The sequence below is a fragment of the Runella defluvii genome (genome assembly GCF_014195535.1).
Lineage (GTDB): Bacteria > Bacteroidota > Bacteroidia > Cytophagales > Spirosomataceae > Runella > Runella defluvii.
Genome location: NZ_JACIBY010000010.1, coordinates 19,122 through 36,957 on the forward strand (window position 1 = coordinate 19,122; position 17,836 = coordinate 36,957).

General features: G+C 44.1%; 8 protein-coding genes. 7 read left to right on the forward strand and 1 reads right to left on the reverse strand.

The window, feature by feature from the left end:
- Position 1: 1 nt before the first annotated feature.
- The 3 genes from FHS57_RS20845 to FHS57_RS20855 all read left to right on the forward strand — a co-directional run bounded on the left by FHS57_RS20845 (position 2) and on the right by FHS57_RS20855 (position 8,104).
- Positions 2 to 2,638, forward strand: coding sequence for an ABC transporter permease (locus tag FHS57_RS20845; protein WP_183977081.1), 2,637 nt, complete (start codon positions 2 to 4; stop codon positions 2,636 to 2,638).
- A gap of 90 nt (positions 2,639 to 2,728) precedes the next feature.
- On the forward strand, positions 2,729 to 5,383 hold the full coding sequence (locus FHS57_RS20850; protein ID WP_183977083.1) for an ABC transporter permease: 2,655 nt from the start codon (positions 2,729 to 2,731) through the stop codon (positions 5,381 to 5,383).
- A 90-nt stretch (positions 5,384 to 5,473) separates the two neighbouring features.
- Positions 5,474 to 8,104, forward strand: a complete 2,631-nt coding sequence (locus FHS57_RS20855; RefSeq protein ID WP_221225688.1) for an ABC transporter permease — start codon at positions 5,474 to 5,476, stop codon at positions 8,102 to 8,104.
- An 82-nt stretch (positions 8,105 to 8,186) separates the two neighbouring features.
- On the opposite strand, the gene FHS57_RS20860 is transcribed toward FHS57_RS20855, so the two are convergent.
- Positions 8,187 to 9,044 (reverse strand): sugar phosphate isomerase/epimerase family protein, encoded by an 858-nt coding sequence (locus FHS57_RS20860; protein ID WP_183977085.1) that lies wholly within the window; start codon positions 9,042 to 9,044, stop codon positions 8,187 to 8,189.
- A gap of 208 nt (positions 9,045 to 9,252) precedes the next feature.
- On the opposite strand from FHS57_RS20860, the gene FHS57_RS20865 reads away from it, so the two are divergent.
- The 4 genes from FHS57_RS20865 (at position 9,253) to FHS57_RS20880 (ending at position 17,781) form a co-directional block, all read left to right on the forward strand.
- Positions 9,253 to 9,591, forward strand: a complete 339-nt coding sequence (locus tag FHS57_RS20865; RefSeq protein ID WP_183977087.1) for a PadR family transcriptional regulator — start codon at positions 9,253 to 9,255, stop codon at positions 9,589 to 9,591.
- Positions 9,592 to 9,711: 120 nt separating this feature from the next.
- Positions 9,712 to 12,330: an ABC transporter permease gene (locus FHS57_RS20870; protein WP_221225689.1), complete on the forward strand. Its 2,619-nt coding sequence runs from the start codon at positions 9,712 to 9,714 to the stop codon at positions 12,328 to 12,330.
- A 66-nt stretch (positions 12,331 to 12,396) separates the two neighbouring features.
- Entirely contained in the window at positions 12,397 to 15,036 is a 2,640-nt protein-coding gene (locus tag FHS57_RS20875) for a permease prefix domain 2-containing transporter (protein ID WP_183977089.1), read from the forward strand.
- A gap of 99 nt (positions 15,037 to 15,135) precedes the next feature.
- A complete protein-coding gene (locus FHS57_RS20880) occupies positions 15,136 to 17,781 on the forward strand; it encodes a permease prefix domain 2-containing transporter (RefSeq protein ID WP_183977091.1) in 2,646 nt (881 codons plus the stop codon).
- Positions 17,782 to 17,836: the final 55 nt, after the last annotated feature.

Here is a 17,836-nt window from a genome sequence, read left to right on the forward strand (position 1 = left end):
GATGGAACAACAACCAAGTCCACCCCGCTGGCCCGACCGATTTTTGGGTTGGCTTCTCCCTTCGGAGCTTTACGAAGAGCTGTTGGGGGATTTACACGAGCAGTTTGCGTTTCAGGCCGAGGAGTTTGGAGTGCAGAAAGCCCGTTGGATGTATTTCTTTGAAGTTATCCGTTTTTGTCGCCCTTATTTTTTGCGACGTCGTTTTAGTGCCGATACTAAGTATTCAACCTCATACACATACAGCCCCACTATGATACGCAACTATTTCAAAATCGCTTTTCGTAACCTGTTGAAATACAAAGGTTACTCGTTTATCAACATCTTCGGTTTGGCGACAGGCATGGCCGTGGCCATGCTCATTGGACTTTGGGTGTGGGATGAGTTATCTTACAACAAATACCATAAAAATTACGACCGCATTGCCAAAGTAATGCAGCGTGGCGTATTTAACGGAGAGTTTGGGGCAGGCGCTCATATGCCAATTCCGTTGGGGAATGAACTACAAACGATGTATGCTGCTGATTTTAAACATGTTGTGATGTCTTCATGGACGTATGAGCATATTTTGGCATACGGGGATAAAAAGTTTACAAAACAAGGTAATTATTTAAGCCCCAACGCACCCGATATGCTGTCGCTCAACATGCTTAAAGGCACCCGAACGGGCTTAAAAGATCCTTCATCTATTTTATTGTCTGAATCGGTAGCGACGGCTCTTTTCGGTGATAACGACCCCATGGGGAAAATCGTAAAAATCGACAACAGATTAAACGTCAAAGTAACAGGCGTTTATGAAGACCTGCCTTATAATACCGAGTTTAGAGACATGACCTTCATTGCTCCGTGGGATCTTTACGTTTCGACAGAAGGTTGGGTAAAGCGTGCAAAAGACAATGCCGAATGGAATAACAATTCGTGGCAAATACTGGCTCAAATTGCACCCAATAGTGATTTTGAGACAATCAATGAAAAAATCAAGGGTATAAAAATAAAACACGTTCCAGAAATAGCTGTTTTTAAAAATGAAGTGTTCCTTCAACCGATGAGTCAATGGCACTTATACACGGGTTGGGACAAAACAGGGAAGTCAGAAGGCCGTATTCAGTACGTTTGGTTGTTTGGCATCATTGGTGTTTTTGTGTTGTTGCTGGCTTGCATCAATTTCATGAACTTGAGTACCGCTCGTTCCGAAAAGCGCGCCAAAGAAGTAGGCATTCGCAAAGCAGTGGGGTCGGTTCGTTCGCAGCTAATCAGTCAATTTTTCAGTGAGTCGTTGTTGGTGGTGGCCTGTGCTTTTGTGGTCTCTTTGGTGTTAGTGCTTTTGCTATTCCCGATTTTTAACGAAGTGGCCGACAAAAAGTTAACGCTTTTATGGGCTAACCCTATTTTCTGGTTGTTGGGCATTGGCTTTAGCATCCTAACGGGCTTGATTGCAGGCAGTTATCCGTCGTTATATTTGTCTTCTTTCCAGCCAGTAAAGGTTTTAAAAGGAACATTTAGGGCTGGGCGTTTTGCCTCAATTCCTCGTAAAGTGTTGGTAGTGATACAGTTTACGGTATCAGTGACACTCATTGTTGGGACGACGATTGTGCTTCGCCAAATTCAACACGCCAAAAATCGCCCAATTGGATACGACCGCAATGGGCTGATAACAGTAACGATGAACACGCCTGAGTTACATCAAAACTACAATACTCTCCGAGACGCGCTTATAAAAAGTGGCGGAGCCGTCGAAATGTCAACTTCGTCTGCCCCCGCTACAAATTTGAATTCACAAAACAACGGTTTCGACTGGGAAGGCAAAGACCCTAATTTTAAAGAACAATTTGGAACCATTGCGGTCACACACGACTTCGGAAAAACAGTCGGGTGGCAATTTGTGCAGGGCAGGGATTTTTCCCGAAACTTCTCGACTGATTCATCGGGCATGGTGCTTAACGAAACGGCAGCACGCTATATGGGATTAAAAAACCCAGTAGGCAAAATTGTGAAGTGGAATGGAAAACCTTTTCAAGTGGTCGGTGTGGTGAAAGACATGATGATGGGGTCGCCCTTTGAGCCTGTCTATCAGACCGTTTTTATGATGGATTATGGGTGGGCCAATGTGATAAACATCAAATTAAACCCTGCGTTGAGTGCGGGCGAATCGCTCAAAAAAATAGAAACCGTGTTCCAAAAATTCAACCCAGGAAGCCCGTTTGATTATAAATTTTCTGACCAAGAATACGAACGAAAATTTGCAGCCGAAACGCGCATAGGTCAATTGGCAGGGATTTTTGCGGCATTGGCCATCTTCATTTCCTGTTTGGGCTTGTTTGGATTGGCGTCGTTTGTGGCCGAGCAGCGCACCAAAGAAATCGGTATCCGAAAGGTACTTGGGGCTACTGTTCCCAACCTTTGGGGCTTATTATCCAAGGATTTTGTCGTGTTGGTGATTATCTCCTGCCTTATTTCTACGCCGATTGCGTGGTATTTCCTCAACGGTTGGCTGCACAAATACGAATACCGCACCGAAATATCATGGTGGATTTTTGCGTTGGCTGCAGTTGGTGCTTTGGTAATCACGCTGCTAACTGTGAGTTTTCAAGCCATCAAAGCGGCGTTGATGAATCCCGTAAAGAGCTTAAAATCAGAGTGATTTTAAAAGGCAAAATGCAAGTAGGCAAATTTGCAATGAGTTAAACTTGCCTATTTGCCCCTTGCCAACTTGCCTACTTAATTAAGCACCATGAAACCACCCGCTTGGCTCGATGCCTTGGTCAAACGATTTCTCCCTTCAGAGCTTTACGAAGAGCTGTTGGGGGATTTACACGAGCAGTTTGCGTTTCAAGCCGAAGAGTTTGGAGTGCAGAAAGCCCGTTGGATGTATTTCTTTGAAGTCATCCGTTTTTGTCGCCCTTATTTTTTGCGACGTCCTTTTAGTGCCCATTCTAAGTATTCAACCTCTTACACATACAGCCCTGCTATGATACGCAATTATTTCAAAATCGCTTTTCGTAACCTGTTGAAACACAAAGGTTACTCCTTTATCAACATCTTCGGTTTGGCAACGGGCATGGCCGTGGCGATGCTCATTGGACTTTGGGTGTGGGATGAGTTATCTTACAACAAGTCCTTTAGAAACTACGACCATATTGCTCAAGTTTACAATCACGTCACTGAGCCTTTGGATCAAAAACAAGTAGAAGGGAGTAGTCAGCCACAACCAATGGCTAAAGTGTTACGAGAAAAATATGGACACATTTTCAAGCATGTGTTATTAGTACAATGGGAGGGCGAAACCACCTTAGGTGTGGGTAATGATAATTACATCAAAAGAGGGCAGTTTTTTGAAAACGGCGTAATAGATATGTTTTCCCTAAAAATGCTCAAAGGCAGCAAAGAAAGCCTCAATGACTCACAAGGGATGATTCTGTCTGAATCAGCAGCTAAGTCTATTTTTGGCGATAAAGACCCCATAGGGGAAGCCGTAAAATTAGACAATAAGTTTTATTGCAAAGTGAGCGGTGTCTATGAAGATATTCCCCAAAATTCTACGCTAGGCGGCATCCATTTTATCGGTAATTTTGAATACCTACGTACCAACGAGAAGTGGATAAAAAACAACGAAGAGAGGTGGGATGCCAGCTCACAGCGCATTTTTGTACAAACGGCCGATAATGTTACGATGGAACAGGCAAATGCCGCAGTGAGGGATTTTTATTTGAAAGATGCACCTGACAATCTTAAAGAACTAGCCCCTAAATACAAGGCAATACTTTACCTAAACCCCATGAAAAACTGGTATTTGTATTCTGAATTCAAAGACGGATACCCAGCCACAGGACGGATTACTTTTGTGTGGCTGTTTAGCATCGTGGGGATATTTGTATTGCTTTTGGCTTGTATCAATTTTATGAATCTAAGTACGGCTCGAAGCGAGAAAAGAGCCAAAGAAGTAGGTATCCGTAAGGCCGTTGGTTCGATAAAATCCCAATTGGTCAACCAATTTTTAGGGGAATCGTTTTTGGTGGTAGGGCTGGCGTTTTTCGTCATGCTGGGTATCGTTGGGGCATCTATTGGCGGGTTTAATGAACTTGCCGATAAGCAAGTGAGTATTCCGTTTTTCAATGTGTATTTTTGGGGGATTAGCTTCATTTTTCTTGCTGCTACGGCTTTGTTGTCAGGGCTTTACCCTGCCTTCTATTTGTCTTCCTTTGAACCTGTAAAAGTACTGAAAGGCACAATTCGGTTAGGTAAATACGCTTCGCTGCCGCGTAGAGTTTTGGTGGTTGTGCAGTTTACGGTTTCTGTGGTGTTGATTATCGGTACTATCGTCGTATATCAGCAAATCCAATATGCTCAAAACCGTCCTGTGGGGTATGATAGAAGCAGTTTGGTGAGGATTTCGATGGACGACCCCAACTTTGAAAATAGTAAATTGGTCATGAAAGATCAGTTACTACGAAATGGCATAGCGTCAAATGTCGCTTTTTCAAATATGCCCGTTACATCCGTTTGGGACAATTGGGGAGGGTTTGATTGGAAAGGCAAAAATCCAGATGCCGAATCCAGTTTTTCGGTGACCCAATTAGACGAAGATTTTGGGGCTACCATTCAATGGAAAGTAAAACAGGGGCGTAACTTTTCTAAAGAATTTGGGATGGATACCGCCGCTGTTATCATCAATGAATCGGCAGCAAAATACTTGGCTTTGAAAAATCCAATAGGTGAGTATATCACCTCGACAGGCGACGGTAAGCGCCGCTGGCAAATCATCGGTGTTATCGAGGATTTAGTGGCTGAATCGCCCTACGAGCCTGTGAAAATGGGTTTGTATATGTTCCAACGAAATGTTCGTGCTTTGGGACAGATGCAAATAAAAATCAATCCTAACTTACCTATGTCGGAGGCACTTACCAAAATTGAGGCTACTCAGAAAAAACTTGTTCCGTCTGCCCCTTTTCGCTATTTTTTTGTGGATGAGGAGTACAGTAAAAAGTTTACAGCTGAACAACGCATCGGCAAATTAGCGTTCCTTTTTGCCATTTTAGCCATTATGATTTCCTGCTTAGGTTTATTTGGCTTGGCTTCCTTTATTGCTGAGCAACGCACCAAAGAAATCGGAATAAGAAAAGTGTTAGGAGCCAGTATAACTAATTTGTGGGGTTTACTTTCAAAGGAATTTGTACTGTTGGTGGTTATCTCGCTTTTTATTGCGTCGCCAGTTGCGTATTACTTTATGAATAACTGGATTCAGAAATACAGCTACCATACCGCTATTTCATGGTGGATTTTTGTGGCGGCTGGAGCGGGAGCATTAATAATTACCCTCTTGACGGTCAGTTTTCAAGCCATCAAAGCGGCGCTGGTGAACCCCGTAAAGAGTTTAAAATCAGAGTGATTTTAAAAGGCAAAATGCAAGTAGGCAAATTTGCAATGAGTTAAACTTGCCTATTTGCCCCTTGCCAACTTGCCTACTTAATTAAGCACCATGAAACCACCCGCTTGGCTCGATGCCTTGGTCAAACGATTTCTACCCTCGGAGCTTTACGAAGAGCTGTTGGGGGATTTACACGAGCAGTTTGCGTTTCAGGCCGAAGAGCTTGGAGTGCAAAAAGCCCGTTGGATGTATTTCTTTGAAGTTATCCGTTTTTGTCGCCCTTATTTTCTGAAACGCCGTTTTCGTGCCGATGCAAAGTATTCAACCTCTTACACATACAGCCCCGCTATGATACGCAATTATTTCAAAATCGCATTTCGTAACCTGTTGAAACACAAAGGTTACTCGTTTATCAACATCTTTGGTTTGGCGACGGGCATGGCCGTGGCAATGCTCATCGGACTTTGGGTTTGGGATGAACTGAGTTTTAACAAAAACTTCAAAAACTACGACCGCATTGGGCGAATAATGGTGCACAATGGCGAAGGAACGTACATGACAAACCCCATTCCGTTGGCAGCCGAGTTGCGCGCGTCGTATGGTTCTGATTTTAAATACATCGCCATGACTACCTCCACGCAGAAGTATGCGATATTGTCGGGGGATAAAAAGTTCTTTCAATCAGGGAGTTTTATGCAGCCCGATGCCCCCGAATTGTTTGGGCTAGACATGGTGTATGGAACCCGCGCGGCGCTTAAAGACCCTCATTCGGTTTTACTATCTGAATCGCTCGCCAAAAAGCTTTTTGGCGAAGAAAATCCGTTGGATAAAATCGTAAAGATAAAAAATCGGATGGAGGCAAAAGTGGCGGGCGTGTATAAGGATTTGCCCAAAAACTCGGAATTTCAAGACCTGACCTTTATCGGGCCGTGGGATTTACTGGCTTCTTTTATGAGTTTTATGAAAGAGCAAGAAAACGATTGGAACGATAATTCATACAAGATTTATGTACAGCTTGCTCCTCAAGTTGACTTTGCGGGTGTTTCGGCCAAAATTAAAGACATAAAACGGAAGCATTTGGATGCAAAGCGCGTCGCATACAATCCCGAATTGTTTGTTCACCCGATGAGCCAATGGCACTTGTATGCCAAGTTTGCCAACCGAAAAAGCGTGATGAGCGACCAACTCGAATTTATTTGGCTGTATGGCGTTATTGGCGTGTTTGTGTTGTTGTTGGCTTGCATCAATTTTACAAACCTGAGTACAGCACGTTCCGAAAAGCGGGCCAAAGAAGTCGGGATTCGGAAGTCGATGGGGTCGCTTCGCCAACAATTGATTGCGCAGTTTTTTGGAGAATCGTTCTTGGTTGTTTTTATTGCCTTGGGTTTTGCGTTGCTTTTGGTGCAACTGGCGTTGCCTTTTTTCAATGAGTTGGCCGATAAAAAAATAACAATGTTATGGTTAAACCCTGTTTTTTGGCTGTCGGTACTGGGCTTTAGCGTATTTACGGGCTTATTGGCAGGAAGCTATCCTGCGTTTTACTTGTCTTCTTTTCAGCCGATAAAAGTGCTTAAAGGAATCGGTTTCCCGTCGTCGCGTTTGCGGAGAGGAGCCTTTGCCCCGACGCCACGGAAAATTTTGGTAGTGATACAGTTTACGGTTTCCATTGTGCTAATCATTGGCACGAGTGTTATTTATCTCCAAATCCAGCACGCAAAAAACCGAAACGTGGGTTACGATAAAGAAGGGCTGATGGCCGTCTATATGATTACGCCCGACCTTTACCAAAACTACGAAGTGATTAAAAACGAGTTACTTCAGTCGGGAGCGGTGTCCAACTTGGCCGTTTCTTCTTCTCCGATTACGGATGTGTGGGAAAACCAAAGTGGGTTTGAATGGAAAGGTAAAGCCCCAGGCTTTGAAGATAATTTTGCGACTTTCCGAGTGACGCACGATTACAGCAAAATCGTAGGGTGGCGCTTTCGGGAAGGACGCGATTTTTCCAAAAAGTTTTCAACAGACTCTTCGGCCATTGTCATCAATGAGACGGCCGTAAAGTACATGGGCTTGAAAAACCCCATTAACGAAACGGTAAAATGGAACGGGAAAAGCTACGAGGTGATTGGTGTCATCAAAGACATTGTGATGGGATCGCCCTTTGAGCCGATATTGCCTACGGTGTTTTTGTTGGATTACAACAACCAATACACGATTAACATCAAACTAAATCAGACAATGGCCACTTCTACCGCCGTTGGCAAAATAGCCGAGGTGTTTCAAAAGTATAATCCTGCGGTGCCGTTTGATTACAAATTTGTGGATGAGGAATATGCCAAAAAATTTGCCAATGAAGAACGTTTGGGCAAAATAGCCTCCATTTTTGCCATTTTAGCGATATTCATCAGTTGCTTGGGCTTGTTTGGGTTGGCGTCGTTTGTGGCCGAACAACGCACCAAAGAAATGGGAGTACGCAAGGTACTTGGGGCAACGACTGCCAATTTGTGGGGCTTATTGTCGAAAGACTTTGTAGTGTTGGTGGTTCTTTCGTTGCTTATTGCGTCGCCCATTGCGTATTATTTTATGAGCCAATGGCTACAGAAATACACCTATCACACCGCGATTTCGTGGTGGATTTTTGCCTTGACGGGCGCAGGGGCTTTGATAATTACCCTCTTGACCGTCAGTTTTCAGACCATCAAAGCGGCGCTGATGAATCCTGTGAAGAGTTTAAAATCGGAATAGTTTTAAAAAACAGACGTTCCAAGTTTCAAAAACTTGGAACGTCTTACTATTTTGCCCTTTGCTACTTGCAAATTTGCCCTTTTTACTGCGAAGCTTTCACTCGCGTATAAATTTCGCGGAAGTTTTTCGCGCTTTCGGCGATTTCGGGGCCGTTGTTTTCCCAGTGATACTCGTATTCGGCCGAAATCGGGCCTTTGAATTTCTGGCGTTTTAATTCACCAAGTACCGCTTCCACTTTACAATCTCCCGTTCCCCAAATCACGTCGTGGTACTTTCCGTCGGGGGTATCTTTTTTCACATCTTTGAAGTGCATACCAATTACGTGCCCGTTCAATTTTTTCAAACACTCGACGGGGTCAAGTCCCGACCGCACCCAGTGACCAATATCGGCGCAAGCCCCTACGTATTTGCTCCCCGCAATGGCGGCAATGACCGTATCGGGATGCCAGTAGCGTGAAGGTTTGGGGTGGTTGTGCAACGCTACGTTGATTTTGTATTCTTCCGCCAACTTCCGAACCATGGGCATTTGGGCCGCCGACGGCTCCGAGTTGATGTTCATCACGCCCATGTCTTTGGCAAACTCAAACAAAGTTCTCCATTCTTCTTCGGTTTTGGCACCCACTACCCCGTAGGCCACAATGGTAATGCCTTTGTCTTTGATGAGTTTTTTTACTTGCTGACGCTTGGCCGCGTCCATCGTAAAATCCATTTTTCCCTCAATACCGCCCCCGATGGTCTGTCCTGGAAACGCCTCCACGTATTTCAGGCCGCAGCTGTCGATTTTGCGCAGTGCGTCGGCAAAGGAAAACAAACGAAACGAGTACGATTGAGCGCCTAAACGCCAGCCTGCTTTGTCCTCAGGGTTTTTTTGTGCTTGAACAGAAAATGCGCCTAGCGAAAGCAACAGTCCGCACAAGAAGTATTTGGCAGTATGTTTCATAAAATCAATGATTTGTTTTTTGGACAAAAGTAAGGAGGCGACCCTTTTTACCCTTTCAATCACTGTCCTAAAGCGTACAAAGTTGTCCGATTATGGACAATCAAAATAAACTTGTGTATTGTTTATATGTCTGAAAGTCAGGTGGTTGTTTGGTTGTTTCGTTGCTGGCAAAGTATTTTATCAGCAAAAGTAGAAATAATAAAATCCGATGAAACGTACGTACCTAGGAGAATTTGAAGAAATCGTTTTACTCGCGGTAGCCGTTCTAAACGGCCAAGCCTACGGGGTATTGCTGATGCACGAAATCATTGAACAAACGGACCGCAGCGTTCGCTTGAATCAGGTGCATTCGGCCTTGCAACGACTCGAAGAAAAAGGGATGGTTCGTTCGGAAATGGGGGAGCCTACCAACGAGCGCGGCGGACGTCGCAAACGCCTATTTTCGGTGACGGCCTTTGGCCAGCGCACGCTTCAAGAAATTCAAGAAGTAAGAGCGAGTTTTTGGGAACGTATGGCCAATCCCCTGAAGCTAACGATGCCAATATGAAAAGTGTTCTTTAATAATTAATCAAGTAAAAAGAGGCAAAAGGCAAAATGGCAAATTAACAAAAAAGCAGACCCTTTTGCCCCTTGCAAACTTGCCCTTTTCAAACTTCACCAACGCCCCATGCCACTTAAACCACCACTACTCGCCGACCGTTTCCTCAAATTTTTCTGCGCGCCTCACTTGCTGGAAGAAGTGCAGGGCGATTTGCACGAAGAATTTGAGTACCAAGTCAAACACGTGGGTGTGCGGCGCGCTCGCTGGCGTTACTGGCTCGATGTACTGGGCTTTTTTCAGCCACGGTATATCAAACGAAAACCCTCTCAATACCCGCAAACCTATTTATTCAGCCTCAATATGTTACGTAACTATTTTAAAATCGCCCTCAGAAGCCTCCAACGAAACAAAGTCTATACTTCCATCAACTTGTTGGGATTATCGCTTGGCATGACTTGCGGACTTCTTATTTTTCTTTTGGTCAAATACCACTTGAGTTTCGACAATTTTCATGCGCACTCCGACCGCATTTATCGCATTGTCACCGAACAGCACCGCGACAATATCTCGTATGTATCGGCCGTGCCAAGCCCGCTGGGGAAAGTGTTTAGAAATGACTACACTTTTGCCGAAAAAGTAGGGCGAATCTGTACTTTCGAAGACATGCTTATCTCGATAAAGGCTGAAAAAGGACTCAACAAGTTTAAAGAACCCCAAGGGGTGGCGTTTACGGAGCCCGAATACTTTGCTATTTTTAATTTCCCATTGTCAGTCGGTAGCTTCCAAAATGCGCTCAATGAACCCAATACGGGCATTATTACCGAGCGAATTGCGCGCAAATACTTTGGTAATACCAATCCCATCAATCAAATTTTTAGACTGGACAATAAGCTTGACATTCGGGTAACGGGCGTGTTGAAAGACTTACCGACCAACTCAGACCAAAAAGCCGAGATTTTTGTCTCGTATCCCACCCTCAAATCTTACAACGACTGGCTTGGCAGCGACGACGCTTGGGGAGGGATTCAAAGCTCGATGAAATGTTTTGTTCGTCTCAGACCAGGGGTGTCACCGTCGGAAGTGGAAAAAGTGTTTCCTGCTTATGTGAAGAGGTATCGGCCTACCAGCAAAAACGTACACCACTACAAACTGCAACCCCTTAACGATGTGCATTTTAACGCTCAATACGGAGGGGCAATGAACAAGCAGACCTTATGGATATTGTCGCTAATTGGGCTTTTCTTGATCATAACCGCCTGTGTTAATTTTATCAATTTGGCCACGGCCCAAGCCCTCAATCGTTCCAAAGAAGTGGGCGTAAGAAAAGTACTTGGAAGCCTTCGCGGGCAGTTATTTTGGCAATTTATTGCCCAAACGGGTCTCATTGCAGCCATTGCAGGGGGGATTGCGTTGGGGCTAGCCGCGCTGGCTTTACCGTATGTGAATCAGTGGTTTGCCACCGAAATATCGCTTAACTTGCTGACCGACTGGCGATTGGTAGCTTTTATCCCCGCGTTGATATTGATTGTTACTTTTTTTGCTGGCTCGTATCCAGGATTAATTCTTGCGGGTTTTCAACCTATTTTGGCGCTCAAAGGCAAACTTTCTCAGCAAAATATCGGAGGCTTCAATACGCGCCGCGCCTTGATTGTTGTTCAATTTTCAATTTCCCAGGTACTAATCATCGGGATGATTGTGATTGCGCGCCAGATTTATTATGCCCAAAAAGCAGATTTAGGGTTTAATAAAGACGCCATCATGCTGCTACCCATTGCCTCAACGCCTCAACAGGCCAAAACCGTTAAGGCGCAACTGCAAAGTTTGGCAGGTGTAGAACAGGTGTCGCTGTGTTATTCTGCACCCGCCTCCAATGGCCATTGGCAAACGGCGCCTCACTATGATAACCACTCAGAAGAGGAGTCGTTTAGGGTATCGGTAAGGGCTGCCGACAATGATTATCTTGCTACGTTTGACCTACAATTGGCAGCAGGTCGAAATATATACCCTTCGGATACCGTAAAAGAGTTTTTGGTCAACGAAACGTTTGCAAAAAAACTGAACGTAGCCTCTCCTTCAGATTTACTAGGGAAAAACCTCCGCGTCAACGGCAACATGACGGGGCCGATTGTGGGCGTGGTCAAAGACTTCCACGACCATTCGTTTCACGAAGACATCAACGCCGTTTGTATTCCTTCGGCCAGCGATTTTTACAATAATTATGCCGTCAAAATCAGCACCGCCAACGTCCCTGCTACCATGGCTGCGGTGGAAAAAACTTGGAGTAAAATGCACCCTGACCAACTCTACGAATACACTTTTTTGGACGAGCACATTGCGTCGTTTTATGAAACGGAGGCACTGATGCTAAAACTCATTCAGCTGTTTTCGCTCATTGCGGTGTTTATTGGGTGTTTGGGATTGTACGGTCTTATTTCTTTCATGGCAGCGCAGAAAACCAAGGAAATTGGGATTCGGAAAGTATTGGGCAGTAGCCTCGCACAGATTTTATGGATTTTTGGAAAAGAGTTTGCCCGTTTAATTGTCGTTGCCTTTCTGGTTGCGGCGCCCATTGCGTGGTGGTTTATGAACCAATGGCTGCAAGATTTTAAGTTTCACATCACGATTCAGCCTTGGATATTCTTCGTAACCATTGCCATCACACTGCTTGTCGCTACCCTGACGGTAATTTACGAAGCGACCAAAGCCGCCTTGGTGAATCCCGTGAAATCGTTGAAATCAGAGTAGATACGTTGCATGCAACGTATCTACGCGTGCAACGTCTCTACATCACGACAAAATAATCAACACCCCATGCACTCCAACCCACCCCGCCTTGCCGACCGCTTTTTGCAGTTTTTCTGTGCGCCTCACTTGCTGGAAGAAGTGCAGGGAGATTTGCACGAAGAATTTGAGTACCAAGTCAAACACGCCGGTGCGCGGCGCGCTCGCTGGCGTTACTGGCGCGATGTGCTGGGCTTTTTTCAGCCGCGCTATATCAAACGAAAACCCTCTCAATACCCTCAAACCTATTTATTCAGCCTCAATATGCTACACAATTATTTTAAAATCGCGGTTCGGAACCTGTTGAAAAACAAGGGTTATTCTTTTATCAATATCGGTGGCTTGGCTGTAGGCATGGTCGTGGCTATCCTCAGTGGGCTCTGGGTTTGGGATGAATTGAGTTTCAACCAATACCACCAGAATTATGCGCGGATTGCCCAAGTGATGATAAAGGAAACGGATGAAGGAAATGTAGGTTACTCTAATTCGGTGCCGTATCCGCTGGCAACAGAATTAAAAACGAATTACCAAAGTAACTTTAAACACATTGTAACATCTTCAAATGCAGGAGATTATATTCTGACGGCAGGTGAGAATAAATTTTTAAGGAAAGGCCAATTTATGGAAGCAAAAGCCCCCGAAATGCTTTCCTTAAAAATGATTTATGGTAGTTGGGCGGGTCTTAACGACCCTCATTCTATATTGATTTCGGCTTCTACGGCACAAGCACTATTTGGGAATACCGACCCACTTAATCAGGTGATGAAAATCAATAACAAATTAGATGTCACTGTCACGGGCGTGTACGAAGATTTGCCACTTAATTCAGTATTTAATGACATCAACTTTTTTGCACCGTTTGACTTGTGGGTATCGGACAATGAGTGGGTGAGGGAATCTGCTAACAATTGGCACAACCATTTTTTGAAAGTTTACGTAGAAATTCAACCAACGACGGATTTTGAGCGCGTTTCTAAAACAATCAAAGATGCTGAACTGAAAAATATTGGTGACTTAAAAGACAAGGTCGCTGAAAATCCACAGGTATTTTTACATCCGATGCACAATTGGCATTTGTATCCGTTTAAAAACGGAGCCGTAAATCCCGAACCTACTCAAATGGTTTGGTTAATTGGTATTATTGGGGCATTTGTACTGCTATTGGCTTGCATTAATTTTGTCAATTTAAGTACAGCTCGCTCCGAAAAACGTGCCAAAGAAGTAGGTATTCGCAAAGCGATTGGGTCGGTTCAAGGTCAATTAATCAGTCAGTTTTTTAGCGAGTCTTTTTTAGTGGTACTGCTGTCCTTTTTTCTCGCTTTTGTTCTGCTGCTATTTACGCTCACTTGGTTCAATGATTTGTCTGCCAAAGCGATAAGCATACCTTGGACTAATGCTTATTTTTGGCTATTTTGTCTGCTTTTTATTTTTGTAACTGGGCTGTTAGCAGGTAGTTATCCTTCTTTTTATTTGTCTTCTTTCCAGCCTATCAAAGTTTTGAAAGGCATAAACGTTGTCAATCGCTTTGCGTTTACACCCCGAAAAGTCTTGGTCGTTTTTCAGTTTACCATTTCAGTTACTCTCATTATCAGTACGATTGTTGTGTATCGCCAAGTTCAATTTGCTAAAAACCGCCCTGTGGGCTATACCCGCGAAGGGTTATTGATGTTGGCCATGAAATCTGATGCTTTTTCGGGGAAACATGAGATACTTAGAACTGAACTGAAAAATACAGGTGCCGTGTCCGAAATATCGGCATCAATGGGACGAATGACGCAGGTGTCTTCAAACAATGATGGTTTGGAGTGGAAAGGAAAAAAGCCCGAGCAAGACAAAAATTTCAGCACCTTAACCGTTTCCCATGAGCATGGCAAAACCGTAGGCTGGCAGTTTGTAAAAGGTCGAGATTTTTCGAGGAAGTATGCCACTGATTCTTCGGGTATCGTTATTAACGAGGCTGCCATGAAATACATGGGATTACAAAATCCTGTTGGGGAAACAATCAGCTGGAAGTTTCGCGAAAACACGGCCTACTTTCAAGTGATAGGTATTATAAAAGATATGGTAATGGAGTCTCCTTATGAGCCCGTCAAACCTGCTATTTTTTACATAAAACCCATTAATGGGAAGCCTAATTGGTTGAATGTCAAAATTAATCCATCTGTAAGTATCAGTCAGGCATTGCCAAAAATTGAGGCTGTTTTTAAGAAAATTGTTCCCACCGTTCCTTTCGACTACCAATTCGTGGATGACGAATACAATGCCAAATTTAAAGCCGAAGAACGCATCGGAAAACTGGCTACTTTCTTCGCTGTTCTTGCTATTTTTATTTCCTGCCTAGGCTTATTTGGACTGGCATCGTTTGTGGCCGAGCAGCGTACGAAGGAAATAGGCATTCGTAAAGTGCTGGGTGCTTCGGTCGCTGGTATTTGGCAATTGTTGTCCAAAGATTTTGTGGTATTAGTAATTCTATCATGCCTGATTTCAGTGCCTATTTCTCACTATTTCATGGATGGATGGTTACAAAAATATACTTACCGAACCGAGATTTCGTGGTGGATTTTTGGCGTGACCAGTCTAGGTGCTTTGGGTATTACATTGCTCACCGTCAGCTTTCAAGCCATCAAAGCTGCCTTGGTGAATCCCGTGAAGAGCTTAAAATCTGAATAAAAAGAGAGGCAAAATAGCAAAGGGCAAATCGGCAAAAAGTACCCCCTTTTGCCTCTTGCCTCTTGTAAACTTGCCCCTTGCAAACTTCCCCAACGCCCCATGCACTCCAACCCACCCCGCCTAGCCGACCGCTTTTTGCAGTTTTTCTGTGCGCCTCACTTACTGGAAGAGGTGCAGGGAGATTTGCACGAAGAATTTGAGTACCAAGTCAAACACGTGGGTGCGCGGCGCGCTCGCTGGCGTTACTGGCGCGACGTGCTGGGCTTTTTTCAGCCGCGCTATATCAAACGAAAATCCTCTCAATACCCTCAAACCTATTTATTCAGCCTCAATATGCTACGCAATTATTTCAAAATCGCGGTTCGGAACCTGTTGAAGCACAAAGGTTACTCCTTCATCAATATCTTCGGATTGGCGACCGGCATGGCCGTAGCGATCCTGATTGGATTATGGATATACGATGAATTATCCTTCAATACCTACCACAAGAACTACGACCGTATTGGCCAAGTGATGACTCTTATAAACCATGAGAGAGACGGTCTCGGACACAATCATTCCATGCCGTATCCTTTATCGACGGAACTCGCTATCAACTATCGGAGCCATTTTAAACATTTGGTAAAGGCCTCCTGGGTGCAGGATTATATTCTTTCCACCGGCGAAAAGAAACTTTCCCGAAAAGGGCAGTTTATGGATCAGGAAGCACCTGAAATGCTTTCCCTAACGATGATTTACGGCTCTTGGTCGGGTCTGCAAGACCCTTATTCCATTCTGCTTTCTGCTTCCACGGCCAAAGCGCTGTTTGGCGATATAGACCCAACCAATAAACCACTGCGCTTAAATAACAAAGTAGATGTAAAAGTAACGGGAGTGTACGAAGATTTACCTTTGAATACCCAATTTCACAGCCGGGAATTTTTTGGACCTTTTGAATTGTGGGTTACCCAAAATCCTTGGATCAAAGAAAGAGCCTTACAGGATTGGAGTAACCATTTTCTGACGATATACGCCGAAATCAAGCCCAACGATACGTTTGAAAATGTTTCTTCCATCATCAAAAATGCCGAACTCAAAAACTTGGCAAATTATAAAGAGCAAGCTGCCCAAAACCCGCAGGTTTTTCTGCAACCCATGAGCAAATGGCATTTGTACGGATTCAGTCGTGGCGTACCTGATACAGAACCCATGCGTATGGTGTGGATCGTAGGCATTATCGGTGCCTTTGTGTTGCTTTTGGCTTGCATCAATTTCATGAATCTGAGTACGGCACGAAGCGAAAAACGGGCGAAAGAAGTAGGTGTTCGTAAAGCCATCGGTTCAGTGCGCGGACAATTGATCAATCAATTTTTCAGCGAGTCATTTTTGATTGTCGTTCTTGCATTCATTTTAGCACTTTTGTTGGTTTTACCGATACTGCCGTGGTTTAATAACATTGCAGAAAAGCAATTGACTGTGCTTTGGGCTAATCCTTACTTTTGGCTGTTCAGTCTTAGTTTTATTTTGATTACGGGGCTATTGGCAGGCAGTTATCCAGCGCTTTATTTATCTTCTTTTCAACCGGTAAAAGTCTTAAAAGGCACATTCCGAGTTGGACGATTTGCCTCTATTCCCCGCCAAGTATTGGTAGTTACTCAATTTACGGTTTCTGTCACGTTGATCATCAGTACCGTTATCATTGTTAGGCAAATTCAAATCGCCAAAAATCGCTCTGTTGGCTATACGCGCGACGGTTTGATCATGCTACAAATGAAATCTGACGATTTTTATGGAAAATACGATGTATTAAGAGCTGAATTGAAAAAGACAGGTGCTGTCTATGAAATGTCGCAATCAATGGGTGCTGTGACCAACCTGGCTTCCGGAAATCAAGGATTTGAATGGAAAGGCGGCGACCCGGAAGAACAATTCGGAACGTTGGCCGTTACTCACGAACACGGAAAAACCGTCGATTGGCAATTTGTGCAGGGGCGCGATTTCTCCCGCGATTTTCCGGGAGATTCTTCGGGGTTGATCATCAATGAAGCTGCCGCAAAGCTTATGAATTTAGAACATCCCGTTGGCGAACCCGTACGCTGGACGTGGTGGAGAAACAATAAGGTATTGGATTATAAAATTCTGGGTGTCATCAAAAACATGGTAATGGAATCACCTTATGATGCGATTGAGCCGACTGTTTTTTACATAAAAGGACACAATGGTGGTGTAAATTTTATCAATATAAAAATCAATCCTGCCGTAAGTGCAAGTGTAGCTATCCCTAAAATTGAAGCTGTTTTTAAGAAAATTGTTCCCTCCGTTCCTTTTGATTATAAATTTGTGGATGAAGAATACAATACGAAATTTAAAGCCGAAGAGCGCATCGGTAAATTGGCTACCTTTTTCGCTATTCTGGCCATTTTCATTTCCTGTTTGGGCTTATTCGGATTAGCCTCTTTCGTGGCCGAGCAGCGCACCAAAGAAATTGGAATCCGTAAAGTATTGGGTGCCACGGTGGCGAATCTGTGGCAACTGCTCTCCAAAGATTTTGTGGTGTTGGTCATTATTTCCTGCCTGATTGCCGCGCCGATCTCTTATTATTTCATGAATGAATGGCTCCAAAAATATACGTACCGAACCGAGATTTCGTGGTGGATTTTTGCCGCATCGGCCGCAGGGGCGCTGACCATTACGTTGCTGACGGTGAGTTTCCAAGCCATTAAAGCGGCTTTAATGAATCCGGTAAAGAGTTTGAAGACTGAATAAAAATCCGGTTGCACTGAAATTGCACAATTCGCAAACAACTATAAGGAACATAGAT